Genomic DNA, 15,400 nt, shown 5'->3' with positions numbered 1-15,400 from the left:
GCAAAGTCTGCTGTACCAGCATCTGCGCAGAACAATCCGTGGAATAGGCGTACGTACCTAGCTGTTAACGACCAACTGATCTGTCGCCTCTTCAACCTCCAGCCACCAAGCCTGTCCACACTGTGGTTGGCTGAGGCTGAACGCTTCGCCCATTTGCGGCGTGGTGATGGACACGTTGCGCTCCCAGGCCAAGGCCAGGATACGGTCGAAGGGTTCGTGCCAGGCGTGCATCGACAAGTCGAAGGTGCCGTTGTGAATCGGCAGCAGCCAACGGCCCTTGAGGTCGATATGTGCTTGCAGGGTTTGTTCTGGTTGCATGTGAATGTGCGGCCAGTCGACGTTGTACGCGCCGGTTTCCATCAGCGTGAGATCAAAGGGACCGAACTGTTCGCCGATCGCTTTAAAACCGTCGAAGTAGCCGGTGTCACCGCTGAAGAAAATCCGTTTATCCCCATCGATCATCACCCACGAAGCCCAGAGCGTGCTGTTGCCGTCGAACAGTCCGCGACCGGAAAAGTGCTGCGCAGGCGTCGCGATAAAATGAATTCCGCTGACCTGAGTACCCTCCCACCAATCCAGTTGACGCACTTTGCTGGCATCAACGCCCCATTTGATCAACGTCTCACCCACTCCCAGCGGCGCGAGGAAGTGTTTGGTTTTGTCGGCCAGCTTGAGGATCGACTGATGGTCGAGGTGGTCGTAATGGTCATGGGACAGAATCACCGCCTCGATCGGTGGCAGCTCCTCCAGGCTGATTGGTGGTTGATGGAAGCGCTTGGGGCCGGCCCATTGCACCGGCGATGCGCGTTCGGCGAAGACCGGGTCCGTCAGCCAGAACTTGTCGCGCAGTTTCAACAGCACGGTGGAATGCCCCAGACGAAACACGCTGTGATTCGGCGCGCTGAGAAGCTGTTCGCGAGTCAGCGCTTGAACCGGGATAACACCGGCCGGTCGCGTGTCACGCGGCTTGTGGAAAAGCATGTTCAAGAAAATTCGCAGGGTCTTGCGAAAACCTTCCCGCGGTTGGGTCGCATTATTGTGGTAATGCCCCTGCTCCTGCCGGGACGTTTTCAGTTCAGTGGCGCTATCGGCTTGGGAAGAGAAAGTGGCCATGTTTGAGTGACTCCAGAAAAACCGACGAGGTGCGGCTTTTCTTTTTCGGACGATAAATGGCCAATGCACGCACGCGTCAGCCGTAAACTCTATTTTTAACCGCTAAACTACACTGCACAGTGTAGTTTCAAGATTGCAACAAAGCCGGGAGTAAGTAAACTGCTGAGTGTAATTCTTCCTTCTCTCTGCCGAAGCGTATTTATGACAGCTCCACAGCGCCTCACCGACCGTAAACGCGAAGCCATTGTTCAGGCGGCGATTGCCGAATTCCGTGCCAACGGGTTCGACATCACCAGCATGGACAAGATTGCCGCCAACGCGGGCGTGTCGAAGCGCACGGTGTACAACCACTTCCCCAGTAAAGAAGAGCTGTTTACCGAAATTCTGCAAAGATTGTGGACCAACGTCACCGCTCAACAAGACAACTGCTATCGCACAGACCTGCCGCTGCGCGAACAGCTCGGCCAGTTATTGCACAGCAAATTGCAGCTGCTGGGGGACAACAATTTCCTCGATCTGGCGCGGGTTGCCATCGCCGCCACCATCCATTCCCCAGAACGGTCCCAGGATATGGTCGTGCGCATTGGCGAACGTGAAGAAGGGCTGACCACCTGGATTCGCGCAGCTCAGGCTGATGGTCGGCTCAAGCCTGTAGATCCTGGCTTCGCTGCCCAGCAGGTGCAGGGAATGCTCAAGGCATTTGCCTTCTGGCCGCAGATCTCCCTGAACCAGCCGCCGTTGTCACCCGAGATGCAGATGACTGTCGTAGAGTCGACGCTGGACATGTTTCTGGCCTGCTATCAACGGTAGGCATTAAATGGCTGTGAAGGACACGGATAAGTGCACGTGGAATAAATGACACTATTCACGTGTTTTACCCGATGGACGGAGACTCTGAATAAAACGCGACAAAGTGTTTCAAAGCCAATCGGGCGCAGGAAGTTATGAGGTTATAGTGAGCCTCAGTCCCATGGCATTGCAGAGAACATCATGAACTCAACCAAACCCGAAAAAGACCCCGCTGCCCCCGTCGATCACTGGCGCTTCCACCGGCCGCACGCCCATTTGGCGTCGACCTTCGGCAACGACACCTTTGCATTGAAGGCCGAAGCCTTTGCACGCTTCTTCGGCACCCCGACCTTTCTCGGCGCGCAAACCCTCATTGTCGCGGTCTGGATTATTCTGAACGTCGCTGGGGTAACGACTTTCGACGTCTACCCGTTCATCCTGCTCAACCTCGCGTTCAGCCTGCAAGCAGCCTATGCCGCACCGCTGATTCTGCTGGCGCAAACCCGTCAGGCCGCGCGCGACAAAGCCCAGTCGGAAGCCGACGCACAACACCGCGAGGCCTTGGCCGTCGCCAATACCGAGCGACAAACACAAGCCGCGCAGCACTCCGCGCAGTTGCTCGCGCTGCTTGAACAAAACACCCGACTGACCGAGATGACCAAGTCCCTGACCGAGCGCATCGAAAACCTGACGTCGGAGATGCATCAACACTTTTTGCAGGATCAGCAACGTTCCTGATCAGGCAATCGCACCCAGCGCGATAACTCATCGAACAGCGTCACCACCGAGCGCAACGCTCGACAGTCCGGGCGGGTCAGCAACCACAGGCTGGTGTCGTAACCGAGCAGGGGTTCGCTCAATGGGCGCAGCCCCTGCGCCGCGTCGATCAGAAAGTCCGGCAACGCGGCAACGCCAAGCCCGGCGCGCACCAACTCGGTGACCGAGAGCATGCTGTTGCAGCGATAGCTCGGCAGCACGCCGGGAAATTGCTGACGACGCCAGGTGACGGTCGGATGGTCAGGCAGGAAGTCATCCGGGGCGATCCAGCTCAGTTGCGCCAGATCATTCGGGTCGACCGATTTCAGATACGCCGTACTGGCGCAAACCCGGTACGACACTGCACCCAATCGCCGCCCAACCAGATGCTCCGGGGGTGAGCGGGTCAGGCGCAAGGCGATATCGGCATCGCGGCGGCTGAGGTTGGCAAAATCGTTGGAGGTGCTCAGTTCCAGGGTTAGCGCCGGGTACGCCGGCATGAACTGCGCCAGTGCCGGCAACAGCAGCGCTTGCAGCACCGAGTCGGTGCAGGTCAGGCGCACCGTGCCGCTGATAACCTCACCACCCTGCTCCACGCCAATACGTGCGGCTTCCAGTGCCTGTTCGGCGCGTTCGGCCTGCTCGGCCAGGGTTCGCGCCAGGGTGGTCGGCAAATAACCCGCACGACTTTTCTCGAACAGCGCCTGGCCCAATGCAGCTTCCAGACGGCGAACGGCACGAAACACTGTCGAAACATCGACCTTCAGCAGTGCCGCTGCCCGGGCCAGAGAGCCGCCGCGCACCAGCGCGAGAATCAAGGCGAGGTCCGGGTAATCCAGCTGATAGTGCAGTGACGCATTGAACACTTGGGTAAACGCCAATATTGATTGCGTGAACGCCAATCTATAGTGCGTTCCAGGAATCAACAAGTCTTGGGAGACCCCATGGAAACAAGTCCTCAACTACGTATTGCACTGATCGGTGACTACGACCCGCAGGTCACCGCCCATCAGGCCATTCCCCTGGCGCTGAACATGGCCGCACAACACGCTGAACTCGATGTGCAGTTCCAGTGGCTGGCCACCGACAGTATTGACGTGAACACTCAACTGGCAGATTTCGACGGCTTCTGGTGCGTGCCCGCCAGCCCCTACCGCAACATGGACGGTGCGCTGTTGGCGATCCGCTTTGCTCGCGAACAGCAGCGGCCGTTCCTCGGCACCTGCGGTGGTTTTCAACACGCGGTGCTTGAATACGCGCGCAACGTTCTGGGATGGACCGATGCCGAGCATGGGGAAACATCGCCCGACGCCGCCCGCGCATTGCTGACGCCACTCGTCTGTTCGTTGGTCGAGGCCGTAGACAGCATCCGGTTGCTTGAAGGATCGCTGATTGCCAATGCCTACGCGACCCAAGACATTGAGGAAGGCTACCGCTGCCGCTACGGGGTCAATCCCGAGTTCGAAGAGCAACTTCTGACACACAACCTCAAAGCCACCGGCCACGATTCGGCAGGTGATCTACGAGCCGTAGAACTCAGTGATCATCCGTTCTTCGTCGCCACTTTGTTTCAACCCGAACGCGCGGCGCTAGCCGGCACCCTTCCACCCTTGGTCAACGCTTTTATCAAGGCCTGCGCGAGGAACCGCAGATGATCGCCAACACACCCTCGCCGCCTTACTACGCGGTGATTTTCACTTCGCTGCGCACAACCGCAGACCAGGGTTACGAGCAAGCCGCGCAACGCATGATCGAACTCGCCCGCGAACAACCGGGGTTTCTCGGACTGGAGTCGGCCCGGGGTGAAGACGGACTCGGCATCACCGTTTCCTACTGGTCCAGCGAAGAGGCGATCCTCGCCTGGAAACAGCACGCTGAGCACAGTGCGACCCGCGAACATGGGCGCTCGACCTGGTATGAAGCGTTTCACACGCGAGTGTGCAGGGTCGAGCGCGCTTATGCCTTCGAGCGTCAGCCGGCCTGAACCAGGCTACGCAGCGCGGTAATTTCCGGCAAATCATCACGCTGCATGTAGACCCGCAGCGGCTCGGTGATGTTGATCCGGTCGTCGATGTTCTGCTCCAGCAGTAACCGGATCAACTCGCGCTTGAGGGTCATGGTTTGTCCATCCTCAGGCACCCAGACGAACTCGCTGGCGGGAATGATCGCGTCGTCAGCGACGTCCATGCCAAAGGAGTCTTCGCTGAAGCGGACGATGTAGTGAGCGGTCTTGCGATTGAAACCGACGAAGCCTTTGAGTTGGTCGGCGGCCTGGCAGATAAGCTCGGACGTGATGCGCATGGTAAACCTCACGGATGCGTCCCGAAGGACGGCGGAACGATGGTTTACACGCAGGGCAGGATGAAAAATATTCTGGGGTTTCCCTCTGATGGGGAAACTGCTGAGGCGGATCGTACTGCAAAGGGCTGCACAAAAGCGCGGAAAAAAAGCCCCTCACACACGTTTATGTCGGTATGGCGATAGCACATCCGGCGCTCAATTGTTAAAAGGTACTTCTTTGAAATCGCTTATTACGAAAGGACCTCGACTATGCCTGTTACCTACACCAAAAGTGCCCTATTGCTGAGCCTGATGCTCGGCCTTGGCCAGGCACAGGCTACCAGCCAGCAGAGCCCGACCGCTCTGGCCAGCACCACCGGGATTCCGCACCCGGCCGTGATCGCCCACCGTGGCGCCTCTTTCGATGCACCGGAATCCACCGCCGCCGCCTACAAACTGGCGCGCGATCTAGGCGCCGACTACCTGGAAATGGACCTGCAACGCAGCAAGGACGGTGTGCTGTTCGCGTTACATGACAACAACCTGCAACGCACCACCGACGTTGCAACCAAGTTTCCTGAACGCAAGGACAGCCCGGCCAACGCGTTCACCCTCGCCGAACTGAAAACCCTGGACGCCGGCAGTTGGTTCAACGCCGCGCAACCGGATCGCGCTCGCCCTGCTTACGCCGGCCTGAAAATCCTGACCCTGGACGAAATCATCGATATCGCCCAGGGCAACCCGCTGCACCAGCCTGGCCTTTACATCGAAACCAAAGAGCCAAAGCAGTTTCCCGGCATTGAGCGTGATCTCAAGGACAAGCTTCAGGACCGCGGCTGGCTGAGCCCGGCAGGTTCCAAGCTGGCCAAAAGTGAGCTGAGCGTCGGCCAGGGTAAAGGCAAAGTGATCCTGCAAACCTTCGAGAAAAGCAGCCTCGAACTGCTGCAAAAAGAAATGCCGCAAGTGCCGAAGATTCTTTTGTTGTGGGTGGGCGAAGGCAGTATTGAGCCCAAGTCGAAAGTGACCTTCGCCGAATCCGGCGACAAGGATAAAGCCACTTGGTACGCCAAGCAGGAACCCAAGGACAAAGCCGAATTCGAGCAATGGGTCGACTACGCCAAGGCTCAGGGCGCAATCGGCACTGGCCCTTCGGCAGCGCTGACCAACGGTGGCGATCAAAGCTATTCCGACCTGGTGCAACCCTGGATGAACCAGTACACCCACGACAAAGGTATGTTGGTGCACGTCTACACCATCGACGATGCCGTGGACTACAAGAAGGTCATGGACGCCGGTGTCGATGGCATCTTCACCAACCGCGCCAGCGAACTGCTCAAGTACTACAAGCGTCCGGCAGCGGCCAGCGTTGCACAGTTGCTTGAGAACAACGGCTACTAGGTAGGAGCTGCCGGAGGCTGCGATCTTTTGATCCTCTATTCAATACGAAAAATCAAAAGATCGCAGGCTGCGCCAGTTCCTACGCCGGTTAGCATTTTGATCCTTAAGGATTGCATTGGGCTCAAGTGAATTTAAGGATGAATTAAGTTGCGCTGGTTAACCTGATGCCACTTAAACAGCTCACCCAAGGAATGACCCCATGAAAACGTTGACTGCCCTTTTCACTGCCGCCACCCTGACCCTGACTGCCGGTCTCGCCATGGCTGATGTGCGCCCGGACCTGATTCCGGGTCTGCTCAAGGACGGCACCGTGATGGACATGGAGAAGCTCAATCAGGCCGCGCTCGCCGAGCACCCGGGCGCTACTGCGGCGAACATCAAGGACACTGAGCTTGAGCACAACGCCAAGACCGGCGCTTATGAGTACAAGGTCGAAATTCGCGATGCCAGGAATGTCGAGTGGAACGTGAAGCTGGACGCCAAAACCGGCCAGGTGCTGAGCAACAAACAAGAGAAGTAAATCGAACAGACACAGAAGCCGTACAACCTTGGGGTTGTGCGGCTTTTTTGCGTTTTGAACATGAGAGGGGGTGGCCGGGCCCTACTGTTGCGACGCGAAGACTACTTCTGCTTCTTCTTCCGCGGGAATGACCTTAAGCAGTAATTCAGGTGAGTCGGAAGGGATCCCGGTCAGATCGTCGATGAGGGTGTAGGTGACCATGGCGTCACCCGGTGCGACATGAGTTTTTTCCACATAAAAGTGGACGCCATTTTGCACTTCAACTTCAGTAATCGTGTGAATGAACACGCGCCTGCCATTCCAGTACACCAGCAGAATGTCTTCTGCGTGATAGCCTTGCTTGCCCAACACTTGAGCGCGCAGACCTGCTCCGGCAGACGGCACAATGACTTGTCCATCGTATCCGGGCTCCGGCGTCATACTTTCAATATGCAATTTTTTTAAATCCAAAGACATGGGATCGCTCCTGACAGAAAAAGTAGCGCAGGCTGCGCTGACAGTTCCATACAACGCTCGGGAGGCCACCCCGTCTACTGTCAGAACTAACAGGTAAGCGGTAAAGCAAGGCCTTTTCTCACCCTTTATCCGACCAGCGGCACGAGCCTCATGGGATCAGGACATCAAAGGCGCACGAACCATCACGCCGTCGTACTGACCAACGACCCCGACGTGCTGCTGCCCGATTGCTGCAACGCTTGCAACAACGCCGCGCTAGCGGTCTGCAACGAACCCGAGGTGGATGCTATCTGCGATTGGGCAGCCGCGACTTTCGCCGCTTTGGCATCCGCGCTTTCCTGACTGGCCTGAGCCGCTTGCAGTTGTTGCTGTTGCTCCTGCATTTGCTTTTGCAGCTCGGCAACCTGCTTGCGCAGCGCTTTTACCGCATCCGATTCACCGCTGCTGCTCGAACTGCTGCCGCTCGACGCAGGCGCACCACCGGCAGCGACTTTGCCACTGTCGGCGGTCGAACTGCCCGTTGCAGTTGTGCTTTGAGTAGTGTCGGCGGTGCCGCTGATGGCAGTCGTGCTGGCCGGAGTGGAAAGCGTCTGATTGATTGAGACCGAAGTGATGCTGACCATGGGCGTTTCCTTCAATGAGGTTCAGGGATAAACCCATCATCGACGCGCAACGCCCACACTTGAGAGGGATCGTGTACCGACACGGTTAGCGTGCCGATACACAATTTGTTTGACCGGGTTGTTCCTAGGCGCTCAGGCGCGCCGTCACCGCGCTCAACTGCCCCGACAAGCCGTGCAGGTTGTTGCTCGCGGCTTCAGTGCGCTGCACGTTGTCCAGATTGGTACTGGCAATGCTGGTGATCTCGGTCAGGTTGCGCGAAATGTCTTCGGCTACCGAGGTCTGTTCTTCGGCTGCTGTGGCGATCTGGCGGTTCATGTCGCGAATCGCCTCCACCGACGCGGTAATGCGTTCAAGCATGGCCCCGGCCTGGGTGACCTGCTCGACACTCTCCTCACTGCGCGACTGGCCGCTTTCGATGGCCTGTGCCGCATCTACCGCGCCGGTCTGCACGCTCTGGATGATCTGGTTGATTTCGATGATCGACGCCGCCGTACGCTGGGCCAGGCTGCGCACCTCATCGGCCACCACGGCAAACCCGCGTCCGGCTTCACCGGCCCGAGCGGCTTCGATGGCGGCGTTCAGCGCCAGCAGGTTGGTTTGCTCGGCGATACCGCGAATCACTTCCAGCACCTTTCCGATGCGTCCGCTGTCGGTTTCCAGTTGGCGAATGACCGTGGCGGTGTTGGCAATTTCGCCGCGCATCCGGGTGATGGTGTGAATCGTGCCCTGCATGACCTTCTCGCCCTGTTGTGCCGACTGATCCGCATCATCGGCGGCCCGCGCCGCGTCGGCCGCATGACGAGCGACTTCCTGGGCGGTGGCAGACATTTCGTTCATCGCCGTGGCGACTTGATCGGTACGGTTGAATTGCTCATTGGTGCCATGGGCCATCAACGTAGCAATCGAGTTCAGCTCGCCGCTGGCACTGTCGAGATCCGACGCGCTGCGCTGCAAACGACTGAAGGTCTCAGCAAGGAAATCGCGCAACGTGTTGGCCGCGACAGCCAGCCTGCCCAACTCATCCTGACGATCACTCGCCACCCGCTCAGCGAAACGGCCCTGGCTCAATTGCGCGACGTATTCAATCAGCTTGCGGATCGGTTCCACCAGATTGCGGTTGACCAGCCACAGGCTGAACAGACCAATCAACAGGCTCGAAGCCAGCATCACCAGGATGCCCAGCAACACGGTGCGATCGGCACTGGCGCTGATCAACGTCGACTGCTCACGACCCTGCTTGCGCAATTCGTTGACCAGCGCGCTCATCTGTTCACTGGTGGCGCGGTCCACCCCTTTGACCGCGCTATCACCCGCCGTAGGGTCAGCACCAGCAGCCAGGAAAGCCTCCCGACCTTTTTGATAGGCGCCACCGAGAGCACGGTGCGCATCGCGCAGGCTTTCAATGCGAGCCTTGAGCGACGCTTCGATACCCGGTTGACGGGTCAACTCGCCAAGGATGTTCTGCACATTGCCCTGACGATCCTCGAACTGCTTCCAGTACTTCTCCAGGTCAGCCGGTTGTTTGCCGCGCAACAGGACGTCTTTCCACTCCTGAACCTGAGACTTGAATTGCAGGTTGGCTTCGTCAATCAGTTGCGAGGTATGCAACGGGCCTTCGATCAGGTTGCGATAATTCTGCATCCCGCTGGAGAGAAAGTGAAAACAGGCCAAGGCAATCAGCAACATCGCGATCAGGCTGCCGCTCAGCAGTGCCAGGATTTGCGCTCTCAGGGATTTTTGCAAAAACATCGAGTGATACTCATGACAGGGATAAGGCTCGCACCGGAAGGGCATGCGAGATGTCCGGACCTCCCTGTCAACAACTTGCGGGCCTGACACCAAAGTGCCTGATCCTGCCTAGGCGTCATCGGCGCGCGCCACGGTTTCTTGAAACCGATCCGACCACCGGTAGAGGCTCTATTACGCAGCCCGTCAAACTGTCACAAAACCGTCAAACCGCGTTACCCGAACCTTCGCCAGCTCCTACACGGTATGGGCGCAGGAGCCTGCGATCTTTTCGCTTTTTGCTTTCGACAATTGACCAAACACTGACCCAACGCAGTCTCGCTGTAACATTTGGCAACGATCATGACCGACACTCCTCCCGACACAGGATTGTCCGGCCATGGCTACTCCCTCCTTGACTGCCGCCTCCAAGGCCCCCGCCAGTAGCACCAGCCCTCAGCTCGATAAAAAGCCCGGTGTGATTACCGTCGTGGTGTTTTTCGCAGTGCTGGCCATGGGTCTGCTGTTCACCGCCTACAGCCTGATGCACGACATGCATGACCTCGGCACCGCAGTGACCACCTGGACGCCGTTTCTGCTGCTGGGTGTTGCGCTGTTGATCGCCTTGGGTTTTGAGTTCGTCAACGGTTTCCACGACACGGCCAACGCCGTGGCGACGGTGATTTACACCAATTCGTTACCCGCGCATTTCGCGGTGGTCTGGTCAGGGTTCTTCAACTTCCTCGGGGTGCTGCTGTCCAGCGGCGCGGTAGCGTTCGGCATCATCGCCTTGCTGCCGGTGGAGCTGATTTTGCAAGTCGGTTCATCCGCCGGTTTCGCGATGATCTTCGCCCTGCTGATCGCGGCGATCCTGTGGAACCTCGGCACCTGGTGGCTAAGGCTCCCGGCCTCGTCGTCCCACACCTTGATCGGCTCGATCATCGGCGTCGGCGTCGCCAATGCGTTGATGCACGGACGCGACGGCACCAGCGGCGTCGACTGGGCGCAGGCCACCAAGATCGGTTACGCACTACTGCTGTCGCCGCTGATCGGCTTCGTATTTGCCGCGCTGTTGCTGCTGGCGTTGCGCGTCTTCGTCAAAAATCGCGCGTTGTACAAAGCACCGAAAGGCAACACGCCACCACCGTGGTGGATTCGCGGAATGTTGATCCTGACCTGCACCGGCGTGTCCTTCGCCCACGGCTCCAACGACGGCCAGAAAGGCATGGGCCTGATCATGCTGATTCTGGTCGGCACCCTGCCGATGGCCTATGCGCTGAACCGCACCATGCCGGCCGATCAGGCGTTGCAATTCGCCGCCGTGGCCGAAGTGACCCAGCAAGCATTGGTCAAAAATGCTCCGCAACCGGCCCCGACCGACCCGCGCCCCGTGCTGTCCGAGTACGTGCGCAGCAAGGAAGTGACACCGCAACTGATTCCCGCCCTCGCCGCTCTGGCCGGCAATATTGGCAACGAAGTGAAGGGTTATGGATCGCTGTCCAAAGTCCCGGTCGAGGCCATGGGCAACGTGCGCAATGACATGTACCTGACCAGCGAAACCATTCGCCTGATGGACAAGAACAAGGTCGGCGACTTCGATGCCGACACCAGCGGCAAGCTGCAATTGTTCAAACAACAGATCGACAACGCCACGCGTTTTATTCCGCTATGGGTGAAAATCGCCGTGGCGATCGCGCTGGGCCTGGGCACCATGGTCGGCTGGAAGCGCATTGTGGTGACGGTCGGTGAAAAGATCGGCAAGACCCACCTGACCTACGCCCAGGGCGCTTCGGCGGAAACCGTGGCGATGCTGACCATTGGCGCGGCGGATATGTTCGGCCTGCCAGTGTCGACCACTCACGTGCTGTCCAGCGGTGTGGCCGGGACCATGGTGGCCAACGGCGCAGGCTTGCAGATGAAGACCATCCGCAACTTGCTGATGGCCTGGGTGCTGACCCTGCCGGCGGCGATTCTGCTTTCCGGTAGCCTGTACTGGTTGTTCACCCAGCTGTTCTGAACCTGACAGGCATTTCGTCGCAAAATCAGTGGATTAAGCACTAATTGGTTCAGCACCCGCTGGATCGGGCTTCAGTTTGTTACCTTGGTGCCGACTCTTAAGAGACCCGATGCATTCAGGAGGGGGAACCGTGAATCTGTACATCAATCAGCTTCAGAAGAAAGCTGACTTCAAAAGCGCCATCTACGCTGGCGATATCTTCCTGAACACCCAGCTCAATGCAGCAAAAGAACTCTGTGCTTTTGCTCAGGAAAGCATCACCGCCGCGTTTGACGGCGAGACTGACCACCAGGCCCTGCACCGCCTGATGCCGGTGGAAGAGTTCGTGGTGCTGGTGACCCGGCTCAAAGGCCAGTTCACCAATAGTCTGCGGGCCAAAGAGTTGATCCGTGGTTTCACCGAAGAAATCGGTGCAGCCCCCGAAGAGTTCATCTTCGACGTGCCGCGGATTCGCGTTGTGCCCAACTACGATTACCTGCACGCCGGCGTCAGCTACGCGTACAAACCTCATCGCGACACCTGGTACGGCGGCGTCGACTGCCAGATCAACACCTGGATGCCGGTCTATACGATCCAGCCGGACCAGACCATGATGATCAACCCGGCGTACTTCGATAAGCCGGTGAAGAACACTTCGGCGCAGTGGAGTCTCTCCGACTGGATCGACGTGCAGCGCCAGCGCGCCAAGGACAACGTCAAGGAAGAAGCCCGTCAGCACCCGGTACCGACCGAGGACATCGACGCGGCGTCCGAGATCCGCATTGCCGGCAACACCGCCGAAATGCTGATTTTCTCGGGTTCACATCTGCACGGCACCGTTCCCAATTACACCGAACAAACCCGCTTCAGCGTGGATTTCCGCCTGATGCATCTCGACGACCTGAAGCACAAGCGCGGCGCGATCAACGTCGACAGCGCGTGCCCGGATGTCGGCGCCGGCTTCAAAGACTATTTCCACGCCCACGACTTCTCGAATTTCCAAGGAATCAAATAATGACCAAGCGTCGCATTACGCCTGCCGAGGCCCAATACAACGAAACCCGCGCTGGCGTCCTCAAGCGCGTCGACGCCGAGTACGTGGCCGATGCCCCTTTCGTGTTCGCCAACCGCATCGGCGTGACCGCTGCGTTGTCGCGCATGGAGCTGTTCAAGAAGGTCGCCGAAATCCCGGGCGCGATCGTCGAATGTGGTGTGTACAAGGGCAACTCGCTGATGCTCTACATGCACCTGTCGATGATCCTGGAACCCTACGCGATCAACCGTTCGATCGTCGGTTTCGACACCTTTGAAGGGTTCCAGAGCATCAACAAGGACGAAGACCCGGCCGACGTCAACGAGACCATGTTCTCCGACACCGACCAGTCGCTGATCCAGGACATGATCGACGCCAACGACCTGCTGCGTCCGGTCAACCGCATTCCGCGTTGCGAGCTGGTCAAGGGCGATATCTGCAAGACCGCACCTGAGTGGGTCAAGACCCGTCCGGACCTGGTCGTGGCGATGCTGATCCTCGACACCGACCTGTATGAGTCGACCAAGGTCGCGCTGGAAACCTTCCTGCCGTACATGCCAAAAGGCGCCATCGTGGTGCTGGACGAAGTCGCCTACCGCAACTTCCCGGGCGAAACCAAAGCCCTGCGTGAAGTCTTCGACCTGAACAAGATTGAGCTCAAGCGTCTGCCGTTCGATTCCTGCGTGGGTTACTTCCACGTCTGACGCATAACCCCTGTGGGAGCGGGCTTGCTCCGGGCGGCGATCCGACGAAAGCGGTCTGACAGTCGACCTCTGTGTTGAATGTTATGCCGCCTTCGCGAGCAAGCCCGCTCCCACAGAGGATTTGTCGTTCTTCAGGCCATCAACCGGATCACCTGCCCCAGCCAGTCCATGAACGCCCGCACTCGCAATGGCAAATGCCGTTGCCGGGCATAGAGTAGCGAAACCTCCAGGGACGGTGCGTTCAGCTGCGGCAAGACCGCCACCAGTTCACCGCTGAGCAGGTACGGCTGCATCCCCATCAGCGGCGCCTGGATCAACCCGAAACCACCCAGACACGCTGACTCGTAAGCGTCGGTATTATTGACCGTCACACTGCCGGTCATCGGCATTCGATGCAGCTTGCCCTCCTCCTCGTACAAAAAACCTTCCGACCGCGAACCCAGTACGCCGACGTAATGGACCAGCCGATGCTGCGCCAGGTCTTCGAGCCGTTGCGGCACACCATAGCGCTGCAGATAGGCAGGACTGGCGCAGTTGACCATCGAGAAGTCGCACAAGTGACGAGCGACCACCGATTGATCCGGCTGTGCCCCGACCCGTACGACGCAATCGAAGCCTTCACTGAGCAGATCCACCCGACGATCGGTGCTGCTGATTTCCAGCTCCAGGTTGGGGTGCAGCGCCATGAATTCCGGCAGGCGCGGCATCACCACCCGCCGGGCGAGGATGTTGGGCATGTCGATCCGAATACGCCCGGTCAGCGAGGCCTCGTCCTGGTGAAACAGTCCTTCTATTTCATCCATGTGTGACAGCAAGTCCTTGCTGCGCTCGTACAACACCAGACCGTCCTGGGTCGCCTGAACCTTGCGCGTGGTGCGTTGCAGCAGACGTGTGCCGAGCAGGGTTTCCAGGGCCTGGACATGTTCGGATACGGTGGAACGGGGCAAGCCGAGGCTTTCGCCCGCGAGGGTGAAGCTCGACATTTCGCTGACCCGGACGAAGGTGCGCAACAGTTCCAGTTTGTTCATGGGACTGACTCTTTATTGTTCGGTAATTCCGACCAGTGATTCCGATTTAAGCCTGTTTATCACCACAAGGCGGATAAATAAACTTTCTCCCATCATCACTCACTGCTCTGGAGAATGTCCCATGAACCGCAAAATCGCATTGATCACCGGCGCCAGCCGTGGCCTCGGCAAAAGCACCGCCCTGCACCTGGCGACTCAGGGCATCGACGTTATCGGCACCTACAACAGTCGCGCCGACGAAGCCCTGGCGCTAGTCACGCAAATCGAAAGCCTTGGCGGTCGCGCCGCCATGTTGCAACTCGACGTCGGCCAGAGTGAAGGTTTCGGCGCCTTCACCACAGAGGTCGGGAATGTCCTGAAAAACCACTTCGATCGCCAGCACTTCGACTTTCTGATCAACAATGCCGGGGTCGGCGTGCATGCGAACTTCGCCGACACCACGGTCGCCCAGTTCGATCTGCTGATGAACGTCCATCTGAAGGGGCCGTTTTTCCTCACCCAGAACCTCTTGCCGCTGCTGAATGACGGTGGCCGGATCATCAATATTTCCAGCGGTCTGGCCCGTTTCAGCCTGCCGGGGTACGGTGCCTATGCAGCGATGAAGGGGGCGATGGAGGTGCTGACCCGCTACCAGGCCAAGGAGCTTGGGGCACGGAACATTACGGTGAATATCCTCGCACCGGGCGCCATCGAAACCGACTTTGGCGGCGGTACGGTGCGTGATAACGCGGAGGTGAACCAACTGGTGGCAAGCAATACGGCGCTGGGGCGCACCGGCAAACCCGACGACATTGGCGCCGCCATTGCGCTGCTGCTGGCGCCGGGTAGTCAGTGGATCAATGGGCAGCGTATCGAAGCTTCGGGCGGGATGTTTTTGTAATCAGGATCAAAAGATCGCAGCCTGCGGCAGCTCCTTGTATCTCGACTATCGCTCCGTCAGGAGCGATAGTTCTCGACTGATCATCGAGGGAGGGACCT

General features: G+C 58.6%; 17 protein-coding genes. 10 read left to right on the top strand and 7 right to left on the bottom strand.

Translation table 11 applies throughout. The features are described 5' to 3' along the window. Positions 1-57: 57 nt before the first annotated feature. Positions 58-1,113: an MBL fold metallo-hydrolase gene (locus tag ACIPIN_RS26105; protein WP_401123844.1), complete on the bottom strand. Its 1,056-nt coding sequence runs from the start codon at positions 1,111-1,113 to the stop codon at positions 58-60. A 201-nt stretch (positions 1,114-1,314) separates the two neighbouring features. On the opposite strand from ACIPIN_RS26105, the gene ACIPIN_RS26100 reads away from it, so the two are divergent. Together ACIPIN_RS26100 and ACIPIN_RS26095 are read left to right on the top strand one after the other, a co-directional pair. After that, complete coding sequence (locus ACIPIN_RS26100) at positions 1,315-1,923, top strand: TetR/AcrR family transcriptional regulator (RefSeq protein ID WP_401123842.1); 609 nt, start codon at positions 1,315-1,317, stop codon at positions 1,921-1,923. A gap of 180 nt (positions 1,924-2,103) precedes the next feature. After that, on the top strand, positions 2,104-2,640 hold the full coding sequence (locus ACIPIN_RS26095) for a DUF1003 domain-containing protein (RefSeq protein WP_401123840.1): 537 nt from the start codon (positions 2,104-2,106) through the stop codon (positions 2,638-2,640). Here ACIPIN_RS26095 and ACIPIN_RS26090 read toward each other — a convergent pair. Continuing rightward, positions 2,625-3,587 (bottom strand): LysR family transcriptional regulator, encoded by a 963-nt coding sequence (locus ACIPIN_RS26090; RefSeq protein ID WP_401123837.1) that lies wholly within the window; start codon positions 3,585-3,587, stop codon positions 2,625-2,627. The genes ACIPIN_RS26095 and ACIPIN_RS26090 overlap by 16 nt on opposite strands. Positions 3,588-3,602: 15 nt before the next feature. Between ACIPIN_RS26090 and ACIPIN_RS26085 the strand changes: the two genes are divergently transcribed. Together ACIPIN_RS26085 and ACIPIN_RS26080 are read left to right on the top strand one after the other, a co-directional pair. Beyond that, positions 3,603-4,313, top strand: a complete 711-nt coding sequence (locus tag ACIPIN_RS26085) for a CTP synthase (protein WP_401123835.1) — start codon at positions 3,603-3,605, stop codon at positions 4,311-4,313. Continuing rightward, on the top strand, positions 4,310-4,642 hold the full coding sequence (locus ACIPIN_RS26080; protein WP_401123834.1) for an antibiotic biosynthesis monooxygenase family protein: 333 nt from the start codon (positions 4,310-4,312) through the stop codon (positions 4,640-4,642). Before ACIPIN_RS26085 ends, ACIPIN_RS26080 begins: the two co-directional genes overlap by 4 nt. Here ACIPIN_RS26080 and ACIPIN_RS26075 read toward each other — a convergent pair. Next, positions 4,630-4,959: a DUF2025 family protein gene (locus tag ACIPIN_RS26075; protein ID WP_401123832.1), complete on the bottom strand. Its 330-nt coding sequence runs from the start codon at positions 4,957-4,959 to the stop codon at positions 4,630-4,632. The two genes, ACIPIN_RS26080 and ACIPIN_RS26075, sit on opposite strands and share 13 nt — an antisense overlap. A 249-nt stretch (positions 4,960-5,208) precedes the next feature. Between ACIPIN_RS26075 and ACIPIN_RS26070 the strand changes: the two genes are divergently transcribed. Further along, entirely contained in the window at positions 5,209-6,336 is a 1,128-nt protein-coding gene (locus ACIPIN_RS26070; RefSeq protein ID WP_401123829.1) for a glycerophosphodiester phosphodiesterase, read from the top strand. A gap of 199 nt (positions 6,337-6,535) precedes the next feature. Continuing rightward, entirely contained in the window at positions 6,536-6,856 is a 321-nt protein-coding gene (locus tag ACIPIN_RS26065) for a PepSY domain-containing protein (protein WP_401123827.1), read from the top strand. An 81-nt stretch (positions 6,857-6,937) separates the two neighbouring features. On the opposite strand, the gene ACIPIN_RS26060 is transcribed toward ACIPIN_RS26065, so the two are convergent. The 3 genes from ACIPIN_RS26060 to ACIPIN_RS26050 all read right to left on the bottom strand — a co-directional run bounded on the left by ACIPIN_RS26060 (position 6,938) and on the right by ACIPIN_RS26050 (position 9,685). Beyond that, positions 6,938-7,312 (bottom strand): hypothetical protein, encoded by a 375-nt coding sequence (locus ACIPIN_RS26060; RefSeq protein ID WP_401123824.1) that lies wholly within the window; start codon positions 7,310-7,312, stop codon positions 6,938-6,940. A 182-nt stretch (positions 7,313-7,494) separates the two neighbouring features. Beyond that, the gene (locus tag ACIPIN_RS26055) at positions 7,495-7,935 is read right to left on the bottom strand and encodes a hypothetical protein (protein WP_401123822.1); all 441 of its coding nucleotides are present in this window, start codon (positions 7,933-7,935) and stop codon (positions 7,495-7,497) included. 124 nt (positions 7,936-8,059) lie between these two features. After that, positions 8,060-9,685, bottom strand: coding sequence for a methyl-accepting chemotaxis protein (locus ACIPIN_RS26050; RefSeq protein ID WP_401123820.1), 1,626 nt, complete (start codon positions 9,683-9,685; stop codon positions 8,060-8,062). Between the two features lie 376 nt (positions 9,686-10,061). Between ACIPIN_RS26050 and ACIPIN_RS26045 the strand changes: the two genes are divergently transcribed. The 3 genes from ACIPIN_RS26045 (at position 10,062) to ACIPIN_RS26035 (ending at position 13,394) form a co-directional block, all read left to right on the top strand. Next, positions 10,062-11,678 (top strand): inorganic phosphate transporter, encoded by a 1,617-nt coding sequence (locus tag ACIPIN_RS26045; protein ID WP_401123817.1) that lies wholly within the window; start codon positions 10,062-10,064, stop codon positions 11,676-11,678. 130 nt (positions 11,679-11,808) lie between these two features. Next, a complete protein-coding gene (locus tag ACIPIN_RS26040; protein WP_401123816.1) occupies positions 11,809-12,672 on the top strand; it encodes a hypothetical protein in 864 nt (287 codons plus the stop codon). Further along, positions 12,672-13,394, top strand: a complete 723-nt coding sequence (locus ACIPIN_RS26035) for a TylF/MycF/NovP-related O-methyltransferase (protein ID WP_071553741.1) — start codon at positions 12,672-12,674, stop codon at positions 13,392-13,394. Before ACIPIN_RS26040 ends, ACIPIN_RS26035 begins: the two co-directional genes overlap by 1 nt. Before the next feature lie 131 nt (positions 13,395-13,525). Here ACIPIN_RS26035 and ACIPIN_RS26030 read toward each other — a convergent pair whose 3' ends face one another. Further along, positions 13,526-14,422 (bottom strand): LysR family transcriptional regulator, encoded by an 897-nt coding sequence (locus tag ACIPIN_RS26030; protein ID WP_401123814.1) that lies wholly within the window; start codon positions 14,420-14,422, stop codon positions 13,526-13,528. Between the two features lie 121 nt (positions 14,423-14,543). Between ACIPIN_RS26030 and ACIPIN_RS26025 the strand changes: the two genes are divergently transcribed. Next, positions 14,544-15,302, top strand: coding sequence for an SDR family NAD(P)-dependent oxidoreductase (locus ACIPIN_RS26025; protein WP_401123811.1), 759 nt, complete (start codon positions 14,544-14,546; stop codon positions 15,300-15,302). Positions 15,303-15,400 lie beyond the last annotated feature (98 nt).

Source organism: Pseudomonas sp. NPDC087697 (genome assembly GCF_044743155.1).
Taxonomy (GTDB): domain Bacteria; phylum Pseudomonadota; class Gammaproteobacteria; order Pseudomonadales; family Pseudomonadaceae; genus Aquipseudomonas.
The sequence above is the reverse complement of the archived record's forward strand: the minus strand, read 5'-3'. Positions and strand labels throughout refer to the sequence as shown.

Coding starts and splice junctions, on each gene's coding strand:
- ACIPIN_RS26055 (WP_401123822.1), bottom strand. CDS start 7,935: ATGGTCAGCATCACTTCGGTCTCAATCAATCAGACGCTTTCCACTCCG.
- ACIPIN_RS26065 (WP_401123827.1), top strand. CDS start 6,536: ATGAAAACGTTGACTGCCCTTTTCACTGCCGCCACCCTGACCCTGACT.
- ACIPIN_RS26025 (WP_401123811.1), top strand. CDS start 14,544: ATGAACCGCAAAATCGCATTGATCACCGGCGCCAGCCGTGGCCTCGGC.
- ACIPIN_RS26030 (WP_401123814.1), bottom strand. CDS start 14,422: ATGAACAAACTGGAACTGTTGCGCACCTTCGTCCGGGTCAGCGAAATG.
- ACIPIN_RS26105 (WP_401123844.1), bottom strand. CDS start 1,113: ATGGCCACTTTCTCTTCCCAAGCCGATAGCGCCACTGAACTGAAAACG.
- ACIPIN_RS26085 (WP_401123835.1), top strand. CDS start 3,603: ATGGAAACAAGTCCTCAACTACGTATTGCACTGATCGGTGACTACGAC.
- ACIPIN_RS26100 (WP_401123842.1), top strand. CDS start 1,315: ATGACAGCTCCACAGCGCCTCACCGACCGTAAACGCGAAGCCATTGTT.
- ACIPIN_RS26095 (WP_401123840.1), top strand. CDS start 2,104: ATGAACTCAACCAAACCCGAAAAAGACCCCGCTGCCCCCGTCGATCAC.
- ACIPIN_RS26075 (WP_401123832.1), bottom strand. CDS start 4,959: ATGCGCATCACGTCCGAGCTTATCTGCCAGGCCGCCGACCAACTCAAA.
- ACIPIN_RS26080 (WP_401123834.1), top strand. CDS start 4,310: ATGATCGCCAACACACCCTCGCCGCCTTACTACGCGGTGATTTTCACT.
- ACIPIN_RS26045 (WP_401123817.1), top strand. CDS start 10,062: ATGGCTACTCCCTCCTTGACTGCCGCCTCCAAGGCCCCCGCCAGTAGC.
- ACIPIN_RS26035 (WP_071553741.1), top strand. CDS start 12,672: ATGACCAAGCGTCGCATTACGCCTGCCGAGGCCCAATACAACGAAACC.
- ACIPIN_RS26070 (WP_401123829.1), top strand. CDS start 5,209: ATGCCTGTTACCTACACCAAAAGTGCCCTATTGCTGAGCCTGATGCTC.
- ACIPIN_RS26050 (WP_401123820.1), bottom strand. CDS start 9,685: ATGTTTTTGCAAAAATCCCTGAGAGCGCAAATCCTGGCACTGCTGAGC.
- ACIPIN_RS26060 (WP_401123824.1), bottom strand. CDS start 7,312: ATGTCTTTGGATTTAAAAAAATTGCATATTGAAAGTATGACGCCGGAG.